The organism is Microbacterium sp. cf046, assembly GCF_900114345.1.
GTDB lineage: Bacteria > Actinomycetota > Actinomycetes > Actinomycetales > Microbacteriaceae > Microbacterium.
In genome coordinates this window covers 665,463-678,877 of the sequence record NZ_FOZJ01000001.1, presented here as the reverse complement: position 1 = coordinate 678,877, position 13,415 = coordinate 665,463, and the positions used below count along the sequence as shown (strand labels likewise).

Annotated in this window: 13 protein-coding genes; 6 read left to right on the top strand and 7 right to left on the bottom strand. The window is 69.0% G+C overall.

Translation table 11 applies throughout. The features are described 5' to 3' along the window. Positions 1 to 57 precede the first annotated feature (57 nt). The 3 genes from BM349_RS03090 to BM349_RS03080 all read left to right on the top strand — a co-directional run bounded on the left by BM349_RS03090 (position 58) and on the right by BM349_RS03080 (position 3,311). Positions 58 to 381 (top strand): DUF4242 domain-containing protein, encoded by a 324-nt coding sequence (locus tag BM349_RS03090; RefSeq protein WP_254773700.1) that lies wholly within the window; start codon positions 58 to 60, stop codon positions 379 to 381. Continuing rightward, positions 378 to 626, top strand: coding sequence for a hypothetical protein (locus BM349_RS03085; RefSeq protein ID WP_091702657.1), 249 nt, complete (start codon positions 378 to 380; stop codon positions 624 to 626). The genes BM349_RS03090 and BM349_RS03085 overlap by 4 nt, the downstream gene beginning before the upstream one ends. A gap of 81 nt (positions 627 to 707) precedes the next feature. After that, complete coding sequence (locus BM349_RS03080; RefSeq protein WP_091702654.1) at positions 708 to 3,311, top strand: AAA family ATPase; 2,604 nt, start codon at positions 708 to 710, stop codon at positions 3,309 to 3,311. A gap of 33 nt (positions 3,312 to 3,344) precedes the next feature. Here BM349_RS03080 and iolG read toward each other — a convergent pair whose 3' ends face one another. From iolG to iolC, 6 genes are read right to left on the bottom strand one after another with little or no spacing between them, the layout of a single operon-like run. Further along, the gene (gene iolG, locus BM349_RS03075) at positions 3,345 to 4,355 is read right to left on the bottom strand and encodes an inositol 2-dehydrogenase (RefSeq protein ID WP_091702651.1); all 1,011 of its coding nucleotides are present in this window, start codon (positions 4,353 to 4,355) and stop codon (positions 3,345 to 3,347) included. 22 nt (positions 4,356 to 4,377) lie between these two features. Beyond that, a complete protein-coding gene (locus tag BM349_RS03070; protein WP_091702647.1) occupies positions 4,378 to 5,295 on the bottom strand; it encodes a sugar phosphate isomerase/epimerase family protein in 918 nt (305 codons plus the stop codon). Beyond that, a complete protein-coding gene (gene iolD, locus BM349_RS03065) occupies positions 5,292 to 7,220 on the bottom strand; it encodes a 3D-(3,5/4)-trihydroxycyclohexane-1,2-dione acylhydrolase (decyclizing) (RefSeq protein ID WP_091702643.1) in 1,929 nt (642 codons plus the stop codon). Before iolD ends, BM349_RS03070 begins: the two co-directional genes overlap by 4 nt. After that, positions 7,220 to 8,131, bottom strand: coding sequence for a 5-deoxy-glucuronate isomerase (gene iolB, locus BM349_RS03060; RefSeq protein WP_091702639.1), 912 nt, complete (start codon positions 8,129 to 8,131; stop codon positions 7,220 to 7,222). The genes iolD and iolB overlap by 1 nt, the downstream gene beginning before the upstream one ends. Then, positions 8,128 to 9,051, bottom strand: coding sequence for a class I fructose-bisphosphate aldolase (locus tag BM349_RS03055; RefSeq protein ID WP_217645642.1), 924 nt, complete (start codon positions 9,049 to 9,051; stop codon positions 8,128 to 8,130). The genes iolB and BM349_RS03055 overlap by 4 nt, the downstream gene beginning before the upstream one ends. Position 9,052: 1 nt before the next feature. Beyond that, on the bottom strand, positions 9,053 to 9,973 hold the full coding sequence (iolC, locus tag BM349_RS03050) for a 5-dehydro-2-deoxygluconokinase (protein ID WP_091702635.1): 921 nt from the start codon (positions 9,971 to 9,973) through the stop codon (positions 9,053 to 9,055). Positions 9,974 to 10,126: 153 nt separating this feature from the next. Here iolC and BM349_RS03045 point away from each other — a divergent pair, with 153 nt between their 5' ends. The 3 genes from BM349_RS03045 (at position 10,127) to BM349_RS03035 (ending at position 13,225) form a co-directional block, all read left to right on the top strand. Continuing rightward, complete coding sequence (locus tag BM349_RS03045) at positions 10,127 to 10,888, top strand: GntR family transcriptional regulator (protein WP_091702630.1); 762 nt, start codon at positions 10,127 to 10,129, stop codon at positions 10,886 to 10,888. 211 nt (positions 10,889 to 11,099) lie between these two features. Then, positions 11,100 to 12,383, top strand: coding sequence for an MFS transporter (locus BM349_RS03040; protein ID WP_091702626.1), 1,284 nt, complete (start codon positions 11,100 to 11,102; stop codon positions 12,381 to 12,383). A 14-nt stretch (positions 12,384 to 12,397) separates the two neighbouring features. After that, entirely contained in the window at positions 12,398 to 13,225 is an 828-nt protein-coding gene (locus tag BM349_RS03035; RefSeq protein WP_175525174.1) for an alpha/beta fold hydrolase, read from the top strand. A gap of 45 nt (positions 13,226 to 13,270) precedes the next feature. On the opposite strand, the gene BM349_RS19015 is transcribed toward BM349_RS03035, so the two are convergent. After that, positions 13,271 to 13,399 (bottom strand): hypothetical protein, encoded by a 129-nt coding sequence (locus BM349_RS19015; RefSeq protein ID WP_302848245.1) that lies wholly within the window; start codon positions 13,397 to 13,399, stop codon positions 13,271 to 13,273. Between the last annotated feature and the right edge of the window lie 16 nt (positions 13,400 to 13,415).

Here is a 13,415-nt window from a genome sequence, read left to right as displayed (position 1 = left end):
TGGGGAATCCATCCCGATGCGGGCGCCCGTGGTCGGAATCGAACATGGATCCAGCCGGTGAACACACCGGTCCTCGACAAAAGAAACGGATCCATCATCATGAAGACCTTCCTCATCGAACGCCAGGTGCCCGGTGCATCGAGCCTGACTCACCAGGAGCTGGCAGAGATCTCCCAGACCTCGAACGCGGCAGTGGACTCGCTCGGCATCCCGTACACCTGGATCACCACCTACGTCGCGGGCGACAAGCTGTACTGCCTCCACAGCACCGACGACGCCGAGTCGGTCCGCGAACACGCGCGACGGGGCGGTTTCCCCGCCAACCTCGTCTCCGAGGTCGTCGCCGAGTTCGGACCGCAGACCGCGGGAGAGGCCCGATGAGCGCGTACGCCTCGTCGGTGTTCGCGTCACCGGGCGCGCAGGCCGAGCACTACCTCATCGGTACCGGCAGGCTCACCGATCTCCTCGGTCGCGTGCTCGGAGAGCGCGTCCGCCGGCTCCGCCGCGCCGGAATCGCTCACACGCACGAGTCCGTCGCCATTCTCCGCGAGGCGGCGCGGGCACGAGAGATCCAGTGGGTCGGCGCCGAACGGAAGCGGCTGCTCGTCGGGCGGCCCGCTCTCTGACCTCCGGAGGTGCCTTCCCCATCGAGACCTGCCCGCAGGCGTGACTCGCCCGACCGGCCCCATGGCATTTACGATGATGCCATGGGGCTGTTCGAGCGAGCGCTCGAGACGGAGACACTGCGTCGGGAGCTCGGCGGAATGCACGAGGCCGGCCGCATCGTGACGCTGACCGGAGAGGCGGGGTCGGGGAAGACTTCCCTCCTCGCCGCCGTGCTCGGCGCTGATGACCGGGATCCGAGCCGATCAGCCGCGCCCACTGACGACGGGCGGCCGAGAGTGCTCCGCGGCCTGTGCGATCCGCTCGGGACACCGCGTCCGCTCGGCCCGATCCGCGAGATCCTCGCCGGCCTCGACGACCGGGCCCGCCGGGATTCCGAGGGTGCACGGGCGATCGAGACCGACTTCCTCGACCTCGTCGGCGAAGCGCCCACGGTCCTGATCATCGAGGACGCGCAGTGGATCGACGCCGGCTCTGTCGAGGTGCTGAGGTTCCTCACCCGGAGAATCGACCGGCTTCCCGTGCTGTTGATCGTGAGCTACCGCGACACCGACACCGACATCGGACTCGGTCACCCCCTCCTCCCGCTCCTCGGGGAGATCGCGCGCAGCGAGCACTCCACGCACGTCGCTCTGCAGCCGCTGTCGGTCGAGGCGGTCAGCGCCGTGCTCGGCCCCGGCGGTCCCGACCCGGCACGTGTGCACGACCTGACCGGCGGCAACCCGTTCTTCGTGACGGAGATCGCCCGGCATCCCGATGAGGAGCTGCCTCGGACGATCCGCGACGCCGTCATCGCGAGCACCGCCGGCCTCGACGCCGCCGACATCGAGGTGCTGCAGCTCGTCGCCGCCGCGCCGGACGCACTCGGCGATCGGCTCCTTCCCGGTCTCGGAATCGACGTGCCGACCCTGCGTCGACTGGAATCGACGAGCCTGCTCGTGCGGAATCGGCGCGGAGTCGCCTTCCGACACGAATTGGCGCGCCTCGCGATCGCAGACGGCACACCGGCCGCCTCCGAGCGCCGGCTGCACCGCCTTCTGCTGGATGCCTTCGAGGGCATCGGCTCGACCGATCACGCCGTGCTCACGCACCATGCCGTCGCCGCCGAGGATTCGGAGCGGACGCTCCGGTATGCGCGGCTCGCGGCGGAAGAGGCCACGCTCACGGGGTCGCATACGGAAGCTGTCGCGTTCCTCTCGCTCGCGGTCGATCAACTGGACGGTGACTCCGTCGCCCGTGCGGAGCTTCTCGCGCTGCTCAGCGCCGAGCAGTACATGGTCAGCCGCCTCGCCGACGCCCGGATGTCGGCCCGAGAGGCACTGGCCATTCGTGAGCGTCTGGGCGACCCCGATGGGATCGCCGAAGCGCATGATCGCCAGGCGATCATCGAGTACTACTCGGCGCGTCGGCGCGATGCCGAGGAGGAGGCGGATCTCGCCGCGCAGGCGGGCGCCGGTGCGGCCGCAGCGGCGTCCGCCCAGGCCACCCGCGCCTACCTGGCGTACCGACGGCAGGATGTCGGCACCGCCCGCACGATCGCAGCAGCCGCACGTGAACTGCTCGATGAGACCATCGAGACGGATGCTGCGCGGCGGCGGATCGCCATCACCGAGGCGGCCGCCGACCTGCTGGAGGGCAGCGTGCCGAGCCGCGCGCGCCTGCTCATGCAGGCTGCCGCGGCGATCCAGGTCTCCCTCGACGAGGTCGGCACGACCGCCTATTCGAACCTGTCCGCTCTCGACATCGAGCACCGCCGCCTCACCGAGGCAGAGGCTGTGCTGGCCGAGTCGATCCCCGTGACGATCGCGCGCGACATCCCGATCTGCAATCAGTGGCAGACAGGGATGCGCGCCCGTCTGCACTTCCTCCGAGGGCGCTGGACCGCGTCGGGGGAGGACGCCGCGGCGGTGATCGACGGCCACGGGGCGCCGCTCGCCCTCATCTGGCCGCACGTGCTGTCCGCACTGCTGGGACTCCGCCGAGTCGGCGACCCGAGCACCACTGACCGGCATCTGGAGCTCGCTTGGATGCACGCCCGCGAACTCGGCGAGCCGCTCATGCAGCTGGCGGTGCTCTCAGCGTATGCGGAACGCGCCTGGCTCACCGGCGACCGTCATCCCGCGCTCGATCAGGCCGCCGATTTCGTGGCGAAGGCCGATGCCACGCCGGGTAACGCCTGGGCGATCGGCGACCTCCTGGTGTGGCTGGACAGGATCGGGATGCAGCCCTTGCGCGGTCAGGTCGCACCACCGCACCGGCTGGAACTCGACGGACGGCATGGCGATGCCGCGGAGGCCTGGCTCGCCCTCGGCGCACCGTTCGATTCGGCGCTCGCCGGCGTGCACGATCGCTCCCCCGACGTCGCCGTCGACGCGCTTTCGCGACTCCAGCAGCTGGATGTCGAGCGCAGTGCGACCAGAGCGCGGGCGATGCTGCGCGAGCGCGGCATCCACTCCCTTCCCGCTCCGGTGCGACGCACGACGCGCAGCAATCCGGCGGGCCTCACCAACCGCCAGCTCGATGTCGCACGCCTCGTGGCGCAGGGGCTCACGAACGGCGAGCTCGCGGAGCGTCTCTACATCTCCCCCAAGACCGCCGACCACCACGTATCGGCAGTCCTCGGCAAGCTCGGCATGAGCAGCCGCCGCGATGTCGTGCGCTCGGCTCGCGAGCTGGGGCTCGTCTGATCGGGAGCGCCGGCGGCGGGCGCGGCGGCTCGCTCAGGCGAGATCGACGGCGACGGCCCTGCGACTCGACGCTGACGCCTGCGCTGCGTCGGCGATGACCAGCGCCGCTCGACCATCCTCGAAGGTCGGGTTGGTCGAGGCCTCCCCTCGGGCGAGCTTGATGAACTCTCGCAGCTCGCTCGCGTACGCGACGGCGTAGCGCTCGAGGAAGAAGGGCTCGTAGGGCGGTCGCGCCTCGACCGCCGTCGCGGTCGACAGGCTCACCAGGCTCGTCGGCGCATTCGCGACGTGCAGCGATCCCGTCCCGCCGAAGGCCTCGAGGCGCTGGTCGTAGCCGACCGCGCTGTGGCGCGAATTGATGATCGTCACGATCGCTCCGGATGCCGACCGCAGAGTCGTGACAGCCGTGTCGTAGTCGCGGTGCTCGCGAGCGCCTGGGTCGAAGGTCGTCGTGCCGACGGCCGACACCTCGACGATGTCGGGAAGGAAGAAGCGCGCCATGTCGAAGTCGTGGATCGCCATGTCCCGGAAGATTCCGCCCGAGACGGCGACGTACGCTGCCGGCGGCGCGGAGGGGTCGCGGCTGATGATCGTGAGCTGCTCCAGCGTGCCGATCTCGCCGCCCGCGACTCGCGCGCGCACGCTCGAGAACGCGGGGTCGAATCGCCGGTTGAACCCGATGGCGACCGGAACGCCGGCCGTCCGGATCTTCGGGCGGAGCGCATCGACACGCCCGATGTCGAGGTCGATCGGCTTCTCGCAGAGCACCGGCAGGCCAGCATCCACCGCCCGCGCGATGAGATCGACATGCGTGGACGTCGGCGAGGCGACGAGGATCGCGTCGACCGCATTCGAGGCGAAGACCTCTTCGGCGCTGTCTGTCGCGATGCCGCCGTAGGCGGCCGCGACGCGCTGCGCACCTTCCACGAGCGGGTCGGCGATCCAGGCCAGCACCGCGTCCGGGTCGGCCGCGATGCCGGCCGCATGGACCTGCCCGATGCGGCCCGTGCCGATGAGACCGAATCGGAGGGGGGCGTGTGCCATTGAGTTCCTGTCGTGTGTGCCGTCAGACCCAGTCGCGGAGCGCGTCTCGGTTGACGATCTGGTCGGCGCCGCGGGCCGCGCGGAATTCGAGGAGGGACACGTCCGGGCCGTTGAGCACGTCCTGCTCGACGACCACCCAGCCGTCGAAGCCGCGCTCGTCGAAGGCGTCCATGACCGGAGCCAAGTCGATGTCACCTCGGCCCAGGGCGACGAAGGAGCCGGACGACCACACCTCCGGCATTCCGCCACCCGCTGCGAGCACCCGGTGCAGCTCGGCGAGGTCGACGTCTTTGAGGTGCAGGTGGTTGATGCGATCGCCCCACCGGTGGACCGCGTCGAGCGGGTTTCCCCCGGCGATGAGGAGGTGGCCGGTGTCGAGCGTGAGATCGACGTCGACGTCGGCGAGGAATCTGTCGATCTCGACGGGCGATTCGACGAAGGTGCCGGCGTGGTGATGGAAGGTGGGCTCGAAGCCCGCAGCGCGCACGAGCGCCGCCGCGCGATCGGCATTGGTCCGCAGCCTGCCCCACGCATCATCGGCGAGCGCGTCGACCTCGCCGCCTCGGCCCGGGGCTGCACGTCGCGCCACCGAGCCGTCGTCGGCAAGGGTCGGCAGGGGAAGGCGCTCGGGGCCGTCCTCTGCCGCATCGGAGAAGACCCGCAGAGCATCGCGCAGCGCCGGCAGCGCGGCTGCGAAGGCGTCGTCGTCCGAGAACGGCAGCTGCACCCAGCCGCCCGCGAGTTCGAGGCCATGCCGGCGCAGTCGTGCCTGCAGCTCAGCGGAGCGGCCGAGGTAGCCGACCGGTCCGAGGTCGACGCCACCGTAGCCGGCCCCCGCGAGCAGCTCGAGCATGTCGTCCGGACCGATCGTCTCGGCACCCTCCGGAGTCATCTCGAATACGCCGAAGCTGACCGGCGCACCCGCGACCGATGCCCTCACCGGTCCTGCTCCTGCCCCAGCAGGGGTCGCTGCGCGGTGCGTGCCCGCTCGTAGCGCTCCCTCGCTTCCTGCGTCGAGGTCAGGGTGGACACCTCGGGCACTGGGACATCCCACCACCCGTCGCCGCTCGGCGAGTACAGGAGCGGGTCGCTCTCCACATGGATCACAGTGGTGCGGTCGGAGGCTTTGGCAGTCGCGACCGCCGCTTTCAGGTCGGCGATCGCCGACGGACTCGGGGCGATCTCGATCACATCGACGCCGTAACTGCGCGCGTTCATCGCGAGGTCGACGGGGAGCACGCGATCGCTCTGGAAGTTGCGTGCCGTCTCGTCGTATGCGCGGTACCTCGTGCCGAAGCGCTCGGAGCCGACGGTCTCGGAGAGATGCCCGATGGACGCGAAGCCGTGGTTCTGGATCAGCACGACGATGATCTTGATGCCTTCTGCCACCGCGGTCACGAGTTCGGAGTTGAGCATGAGGTATGAGCCGTCGCCGACCATGACGATGATGTCGCGGTCGGAGCCGTCGGCGAGCGCCCCGCGCTTGGCGCCCATTCCGCCGGCGATCTCGTACCCCATGCAGGAGAACGCATACTCGACGTGATAGCCGAGCGGATCGCGCACGCGCCAGAGCTTGTGGAGGTCTCCCGGAAGCGAACCGGCTGCCTGCACGACGACGTCCTGGGGGTCGGATGCCGACTGCACGGCCCCGATGATCTCGGTCTGGCCCGGCCGCTCGAGTCCGGATGGGGCGAACGCGGCGTCCACCGTGCCGTCCCATGCTGCCTTCTCGCGCGCGATCCGCTCGGCGTACTCGGCGGTGATACCGAAGTGTTCGAGCTCGGCCGAAAGCGCGGCGATCGCCTCTCGGGCGTCCGCGATGACGGGCAGCCGGCTGCCGTGCTTGTACGCGTCGAATGAGGCGACGTTGATGTTGACGAACACGACGTCCGGGTTCTGGAAGGCCGTGCGTGAGGCCGTCGTGAAGTCGCTGTAGCGGGTGCCGATGCCGATGATGACGTCGGCTTCGGCGGCCAGCCGGTTCGCGGCGATCGTGCCGGTCGCCCCCACGCCGCCCAGATTCTGGGGGTGATCCCACACGAGCACGCCGCCGCCGGCTTGCGAGGTGCCGACCGGGATGCCGGTTGCCTCGACGAGCTCGCGGAGCTCGTTCTCGGCGCTCGAGTACAGCACCCCGCCCCCGGCGACGATGAACGGCTTCTTCGCCTTGCGGATGGCTGCGACTGCGCGGGCCAGCGCGGCGCGCTCGGGGACCGGGCGGCGGATGTGCCACTCGCGGTCCTGCAGGAACTCCACCGGAACGTCAAGAGCCTCGGCCTGCACGTCCTCGGGCAGCGCGATCGTGACCGCGCCGGTCTCGACCGGATCGGTGAGCACGCGCATCGCGGCGAGGGCGATCGAGTACAGCTGTTCGGGGCGCTGCACACGGTCGAAGAACCGCGACAGCGGCCGGAACGCGTCGTTGACGGTGAGCCCGGTGTCCCAAGGCTGCTCGAGCTGCTGCAGCACGGGGTCGGCGACGCGTGTCGCGAACGTGTCGCTCGGCAGCAGCAGCGCGGGGAGCCGGTTGGTCGTCGCGAGGGCGGCGCCGGTGAGCATGTTCGTCGCGCCCGGACCGACGGATGCCGTCGATGCGAAGGTCGCACGTCGACGGTGCATCCGGGCGAAGCCGACGGACTGGTGGACCATGGCCTGCTCGTTGCGCGCCTGGTAGTAGGGCATCAGCTCGGGCTGGTCGACGTTGAGCTGCTTGAGGGCCTGTCCGATGCCGGCGACGTTTCCGTGACCGAAGATGCCGAAGACCCCGGGAATCGTGCGCTCGCGGATCTCTGCGTCGACGGTCCACTGGTGGGCCAGGAACTCGATGAGCGCCTGGCTCACGGTCATCCGCTTCGTCGCCGACATCAGTGCTGGCCTTCCTTCCGGGTCGTGTATGGCAGGCGGGCGTCGACCTGGAGGCCGTTCCAGCTGTCGCGCACCCACGCGTGTGCCGGGTCGTCGCTGATGAGCCAGGCCCGCTCCGGGTCAGGGCCGGCCATGACGTTGAGGTAGTAGAGGTCGTAGCCCGGCGCCGCGACCGCGGGACCGTGGTATCCGTAAGGAACCAGGGCGATGTCTCCGGACCTCACCATCGCGCTGATGCCGATCTCACCGGCAGGAGAGGAGTACGTGCTGAACATCGCGAATGCGGCCTCCTCGGCCGCGTCCGAGCCGCCGACGGGGGCAGCCTCGAAGTAGTAGATCTCCTCGAGCCGCGACTCGTGCCCTGGAACGTGTTCGTCGTGCTTGTGCGGCGGGTACGACGACCAGTTGCCGGCGGGGGTGATCACCTCGCAGACGATCAGGCGCGCGGCATCCAGCACCTGCGGGGTACCGAAGTTGTGCACCTGCCGACTGGACAGCCCCGCCCCGCGCAGCTCGACCGGGATCTCGCCAGCGGAGATGTGGCGCGTCGGCTTGATGACCTCCGTGGGGGAAGCCGCGATCGCCACACGGCCCTCCCCGGTCAGCTCGGCCGAGGTCCCCGCCGAGAGGTACAGCACGTCCGTCGGGCCGGCGAATACCGATGCTCTGCCCTGCAGATGCGTGGTCTTCGTCGAGCGCCCGTCGGTGTGCGTCACCGAGAATGAGCCCGACAGCGGTACGACGATCCGCTCCACGCCGCGTTCCGGCAGGTCGAGAACGTCCGGCGGGTGCAGCTGGGCGACGCGGATGCCGGTGTGCGCCCAGCCGGGAACCGACTCATCGACCACACTCTCCCATCCGCCGTGCGCGAGACTGCCGCGGGGATGGAACCAACGCTGATCGGTGCTCATGTGCGTACCCCGGACGTGAGCGTCATGGCGGGATGGACCATCGCCGCTGCCGTATCCACCGCGCCGGCGACATCGCCGTCCGGGGGGTAGAGCAACGTGCGACCGACCGTGAGGCCACGCACGCCGGGCAGCGCGAGGGCATCCTGCCAGCTTGCGAACGTCTCGTCGGGATCGTCGCCCGAGTCGCCGCCGAGCAGCAGCGTGGGCATGGTCGTGGCCTCCATGACGCGCTCCATGTCCTCGACGACGGGGAGCTTCAGCCACGTGTAGGCGCTGCTGGCTCCGAGGCCCGATGCGATCGCGATCGAGAGGATGACCGCATCAGGCGAGAGGTCGTTGACGATCCGGCCGTCCTGCCAGCGGCTTATGAACGGCTCGAGCATGATCGGCAGGCGTGCGGCGGCGGCCCGTGTGACGGCGTCCGCGGTCGCCTGAAGCGTCGGCGCCGTGCCGGCGTCGTCGAGGTTCACGCGGATGAGGGTCTTGGCGACGTCGATCCCCATGTCGACTATCGAGCTGACGTCGTAGCCCGTGTAGCGATCGTCCATCTCGAAGGACGCCCCACGCAGACCGCCGCGATTCATGGAGCCGACGATGACCTTGTCATCGAGAAGTCCGAGCGCGGCGAGGTCGTCGATGATGTCTGGAGTGCCCAGCACTCCGTCGACGCCGGGCCGGCCGAGTGCGATCGCAAGGCGGTCGAGCAGGTCGTAGCGATCGGCCATGGCCGTCGGATGCGGACCGACGGCGAGCGCGCCGCGGGCGGGATGATCCGCCGCGACGATCAGGAGGCGGCCATCACCGCGCAGCAGTTCGCGACGCCTGCGGGCTGCGAAGGCCCGTCCGATCGCCTGCGGATCCGTCGCCCGGATGTTGCGAAGGGCGTCGAAGTCCAGCGCGCTCTGCGTCCGACTGCTCATGTCACAGCCCGCTCTCGAGAATCGCGTCGACCTCTGCAGTCGTCGGCATGGCCGTGGAGCATTCCAGCCGGGATGCCACGAGTGCACCGGCGACGTTGGCGAACCGCACGATGCGCTCCAGGTCCCAACCCTCGAGCAGACCGTGGCAGAGCGCGCCGCCGAAGGCATCACCCGCGCCGAGTCCGTTGACGACGTCGATCGGGTACGGCGGGACGACGGTCGTCTCCTCGGCTGTCTTCGCAAGCACGCCCCCGGGACCCTGCTTCACGATGGCGAGCGTCACCCCGCGTTCCAGCAGCGCATCCGCAGCACGCAGCGGCTCTGTTTCGCCGACCGCGACCAGGCACTCCTCGCGGTTGCCCACCGCGACGGTGGCGTGCTCGAGCACCCGCGCGACCTGGGCCGTGGCGTCCGCCGCGGCCGGCCAGAACATCGGACGGTAGTCGAGGTCGATCACCGTCCAGCCCGCCCTGCCGCGCGCCTCCAGCGCCGTATGGTGGGCGGCTCGGCTGGGCTCCTGGCTCAGACCCGTCACCGTGAACCAGAACACCCGCGCATCGCGAACAGCATCCAGGTCCAGGTCCGCAGCCTCCACGTTCAGATCGGGCGCCTTCGGATCACGGTAGAAGTACAACGGGAAATCATCGGGTGGGAAGATCTCGCAGAACGTGACGGGCGTCTTGAGCAACGGGTCGGTGGCGACATGTCGGCTGTCCACGCCCAGCCGTTCGAGTTCTTGCAGCAGATACCTCCCGAAGGGATCGTCGCCGACCCGGGAGATCAGCGCCGTCCGGCGTCCATGCCGTGCAGCGGCCACTGAGACGTTGGCCGCGCTCCCGCCCAGGAACTTGCCGAAAGTCCGGACATCCTCGAGACCCAGGCCGGACTGCAGCGGGTAGAGGTCCACGCCGAGGCGGCCCATCGCGACGATGTCGGGTATACGCACATCTCACCGTCTCATATGTCCTATCAATAGCACAAGATTGCATCGTGATGGATATGATCGATGACAAACCCGCCCATGCGTTCTATTGTCCCGACAATAGGATCTGGGAACATCTGTGGAGGGCATGTCATGGCGAACGATGAGACGGTCTGGCCCGACGAGCTCTTCCTCGACCTCGACAGAACCGGTCCGGTACCGCTGTACTTCCAGGTGTCCAGCCGGCTCGAGTCCGCCATCCGATCGGGCGAGATCCCTGCCGGAGCGCGCCTGGACAATGAGATCTCCATCGCGCACCGGCTGAGCCTTTCCCGCCCCACGATACGGCGGGCCATCCAGGAGGTCGTCGACAAGGGCCTTCTCGTCCGCCGTCGGGGCATCGGAACCCAGGTCGTGCAGAGCACCGTGACACGACAGGTCGAGCTGACGAGTCTGTACGAAGACCTCCAGAGCGGGCACCACGAGCCGAGCACACGAGTGCTCGCGCACGAGAGCGTCCCGGCCGACGACGCGGTCGCGGCTGGACTGGGGGTCCGGCCAGGAGATCAGGTGGTCTTCATCCGCCGCCAGCGCAGCACCGATGGCACTCCGGTCGCGGTACTGGAGAACTACCTGCCTTCGGAGTTCAGCGACATCTCGACGGCGCAGCTCGAGGAGAAGGGGCTGTACCAGATCATGCGGGGCCGGGGCGTGACGATCCGCGTCGCCCGGCAGAAGATCGGCGCCCGCCGCGCGCGCGGCGACGAGAGCGAACTGCTCGACATCGACAAGGGCGGTCCCGTGCTCACGATGGAGCGGATCGCCTTCGACAGCTCCGGGCACGCGATCGAGTACGGGCAGCACTGCTACCGCCCGGACATGTACAGCTTCGAGACGACGCTCGTCGCGAAGTAGCCGGCGACGACAGCGCGATCGCGCCACGGCCTCAGCGGACGGCTGGGCCGGATACTCGCTCACGCGGTCGCGCGTGCCGTGGATGAACGACGTGGATGGGAATTCGATCTCGCCATTGCGAAACTGTTTGGTTGACAGTATGTTCTGACATTACAAGTGAACGATCGCTAGCCCACCGCTGATTTCAGCCCGAGGTTCCAATGGAGGGGCCATGACAATTCCCGACGCACCCGTCGCTGAGACAGCCGCACCAGAGCAGTCGCGATCGAAGCCACCGCGCATCGGCCGCCTGCTCACATTCCTCGTTCCCGCCACGGCGGGAATGATCGCCGTCTACCAGGGGGTTCAGCAGATCCTCATCCCCGCACAGGTGGAAGCGCTCGACCCTGCGAACAAGATCGGCAACCTCGCCCTGCTGACGACATTCGTCGCGATCACCTCGATGATCGGCATCCCCCTCGGTGGCGCACTGTCCGACCGCACGCGCTCCCGGTTCGGGCGGCGCACCCCATGGATCGTCGGCACGGCCGTTGCGTCGGGGCTCCTCATGGTGGCCATGGGGTTCACCGGGAACATCTTCCTGCTGGGCGCGCTCTACACGGTGCTGTGGCTCACGGCGAACATGTACCAGGGCGCCCTGACCGCGGTGCTGCCCGACCGGGTCCCCGAGGAGCGTCGCGGCTGGGCGGCGGCGCTCATCGGGTTCGGCACACCGATCGGGGTGCTCATCGGCGTCAACGTCGCGGGGCAGGCCGGCCAGGTGTGGGGCTACACGATCATCGCGATCGTGCTCGTGGCCACCGCGCTCGCGTTCGTGCTGGGCAGCCGTGAGCCCTCGAGCATTGGGCTCCCCCTGCCGGAGAAGTCGCGGTCGCGCGGTGTGAGCGGCGGGGTCGGCGAATTCCTCTCGGGCTTCCGCTCGCGCGACTTCACGCTGGCGTTCGTCAGTCGATTCGCGCTGTTCCTCTCGTATGCGACAGTCAGCGGCTTCCTGTTCTTCACGCTGAGCGACTTCATCGGAGCGGATCAGCTGCCCGAGGGGAACCCGGGCAAGGCAGTCGCGACCCTGCTGACCTACACGGTGCTGGGCTGGGTCGTCGTGGCGACCGCGCTCGGCTGGGTCGCCGACAAGATCAACCGCCGGAAGCTGTTCGTCGGCATCGCGGCGATCGGCCTCGCAGCGACGATGTTCGTCCCGATCCTGCTGCCGACCTGGACGGGCATGGTGATCTACTCGGTGCTGCTCGGCATCTTCATCGGAACGTATTTCGCGGTGGACCTCGCCGTGATGTCGCTCGTGCTGCCCAACAAGCTGCAGGAGGGCCGCGACCTCGGCATCCTGAATGTGGCGGTGGGCCTGCCCACGATCCTCTCCGGCGCGATCGCCGGCGTGATCATCACCTTCCTGGGCGGCTACGCCTCGCTGTACGTCTTCGGTGCGATCTGCGCCGTCATCTCCGGGATCGTGGTCCTGTTCATCAAGAAGGTGCGCTGACGATCATGCCCGTCATGAGCACCGCGCGAGGGGCGGCGATCGGGTTCGACGTCTTCGGCGAACCCGATGCCCCGCCGATGGTGATCATCCAGGGGTTCAGCGCTCAGCGGATCGGATGGCCGACCGGATTGTGCGAGGCACTGTCCGATCGCGGGTTCCGGGTCGTCCGCTTCGACAACCGCGACACCGGCCAGTCGGAGCGCTACCCCGCCGGCGGGTACTCGCTCGTCGACCTGGCACGGGACACACTCGCGCTGCTCGATGACCTCGGACTGGAGTCGGCGCACATCGTCGGCCAGTCGATGGGCGGCATGATCGCGCAGCTCGTGGCGACGATCGCACCGTCTCGGGTGCGTTCGCTCGGCCTGCTGTACACGACCGCGAGCACCCGCCATTTCGTGGACGTCGACGACGCGGTGGCGCGCATCGAGGCTCCACAGCCGTCGACGAGAGCAGAGTTCATCGCGGCCTATCTGATCAGCGAGGCGAACTGCGCGTCGACCGCCTATCCGCAGGACACCGCCTGGCTCGCCGACCTCGGCGGTCAGATGTGGGACCGCGGCGTCGACCAGGATGGGGTGAACCGTCAGCTGGCGGCGCTGCTCGCCTTCCCCGATGCGATCGACGCCGCACGGACGATCTCGGTGCCGACCGCGATCATCGCGGGGGACGCCGACCGGCTGATCTCCTTCCGCGCATCGGAGGAGCTGCACGCGGCGATCCCCGGCTCGACCCTCAGGATCTTCCCGGGGATGGGTCACGAGGTTCCCGGGGCGCTCTGGGGAGAGATCGCCGGGATCGTCGCCGACAATGCGCGAAGAGCCGAGCGTCAGCGCGCGTGAGTCCGCCCGCGACGGCGAGCGGACTCGTTCAGCGCGCGGGGCAGGCTACGGGACGCGCGCCAGCTCGCGTCGCGTCGGCACCTGGCGGTAGCCGTCACGTGCGACCTGGACCAGCGTCGCGGTGACCGCGACGAGCACGAGAGCTGCGATGGCGATGAGCAGGATGATTGCCATGATGGCCTCCAATGGC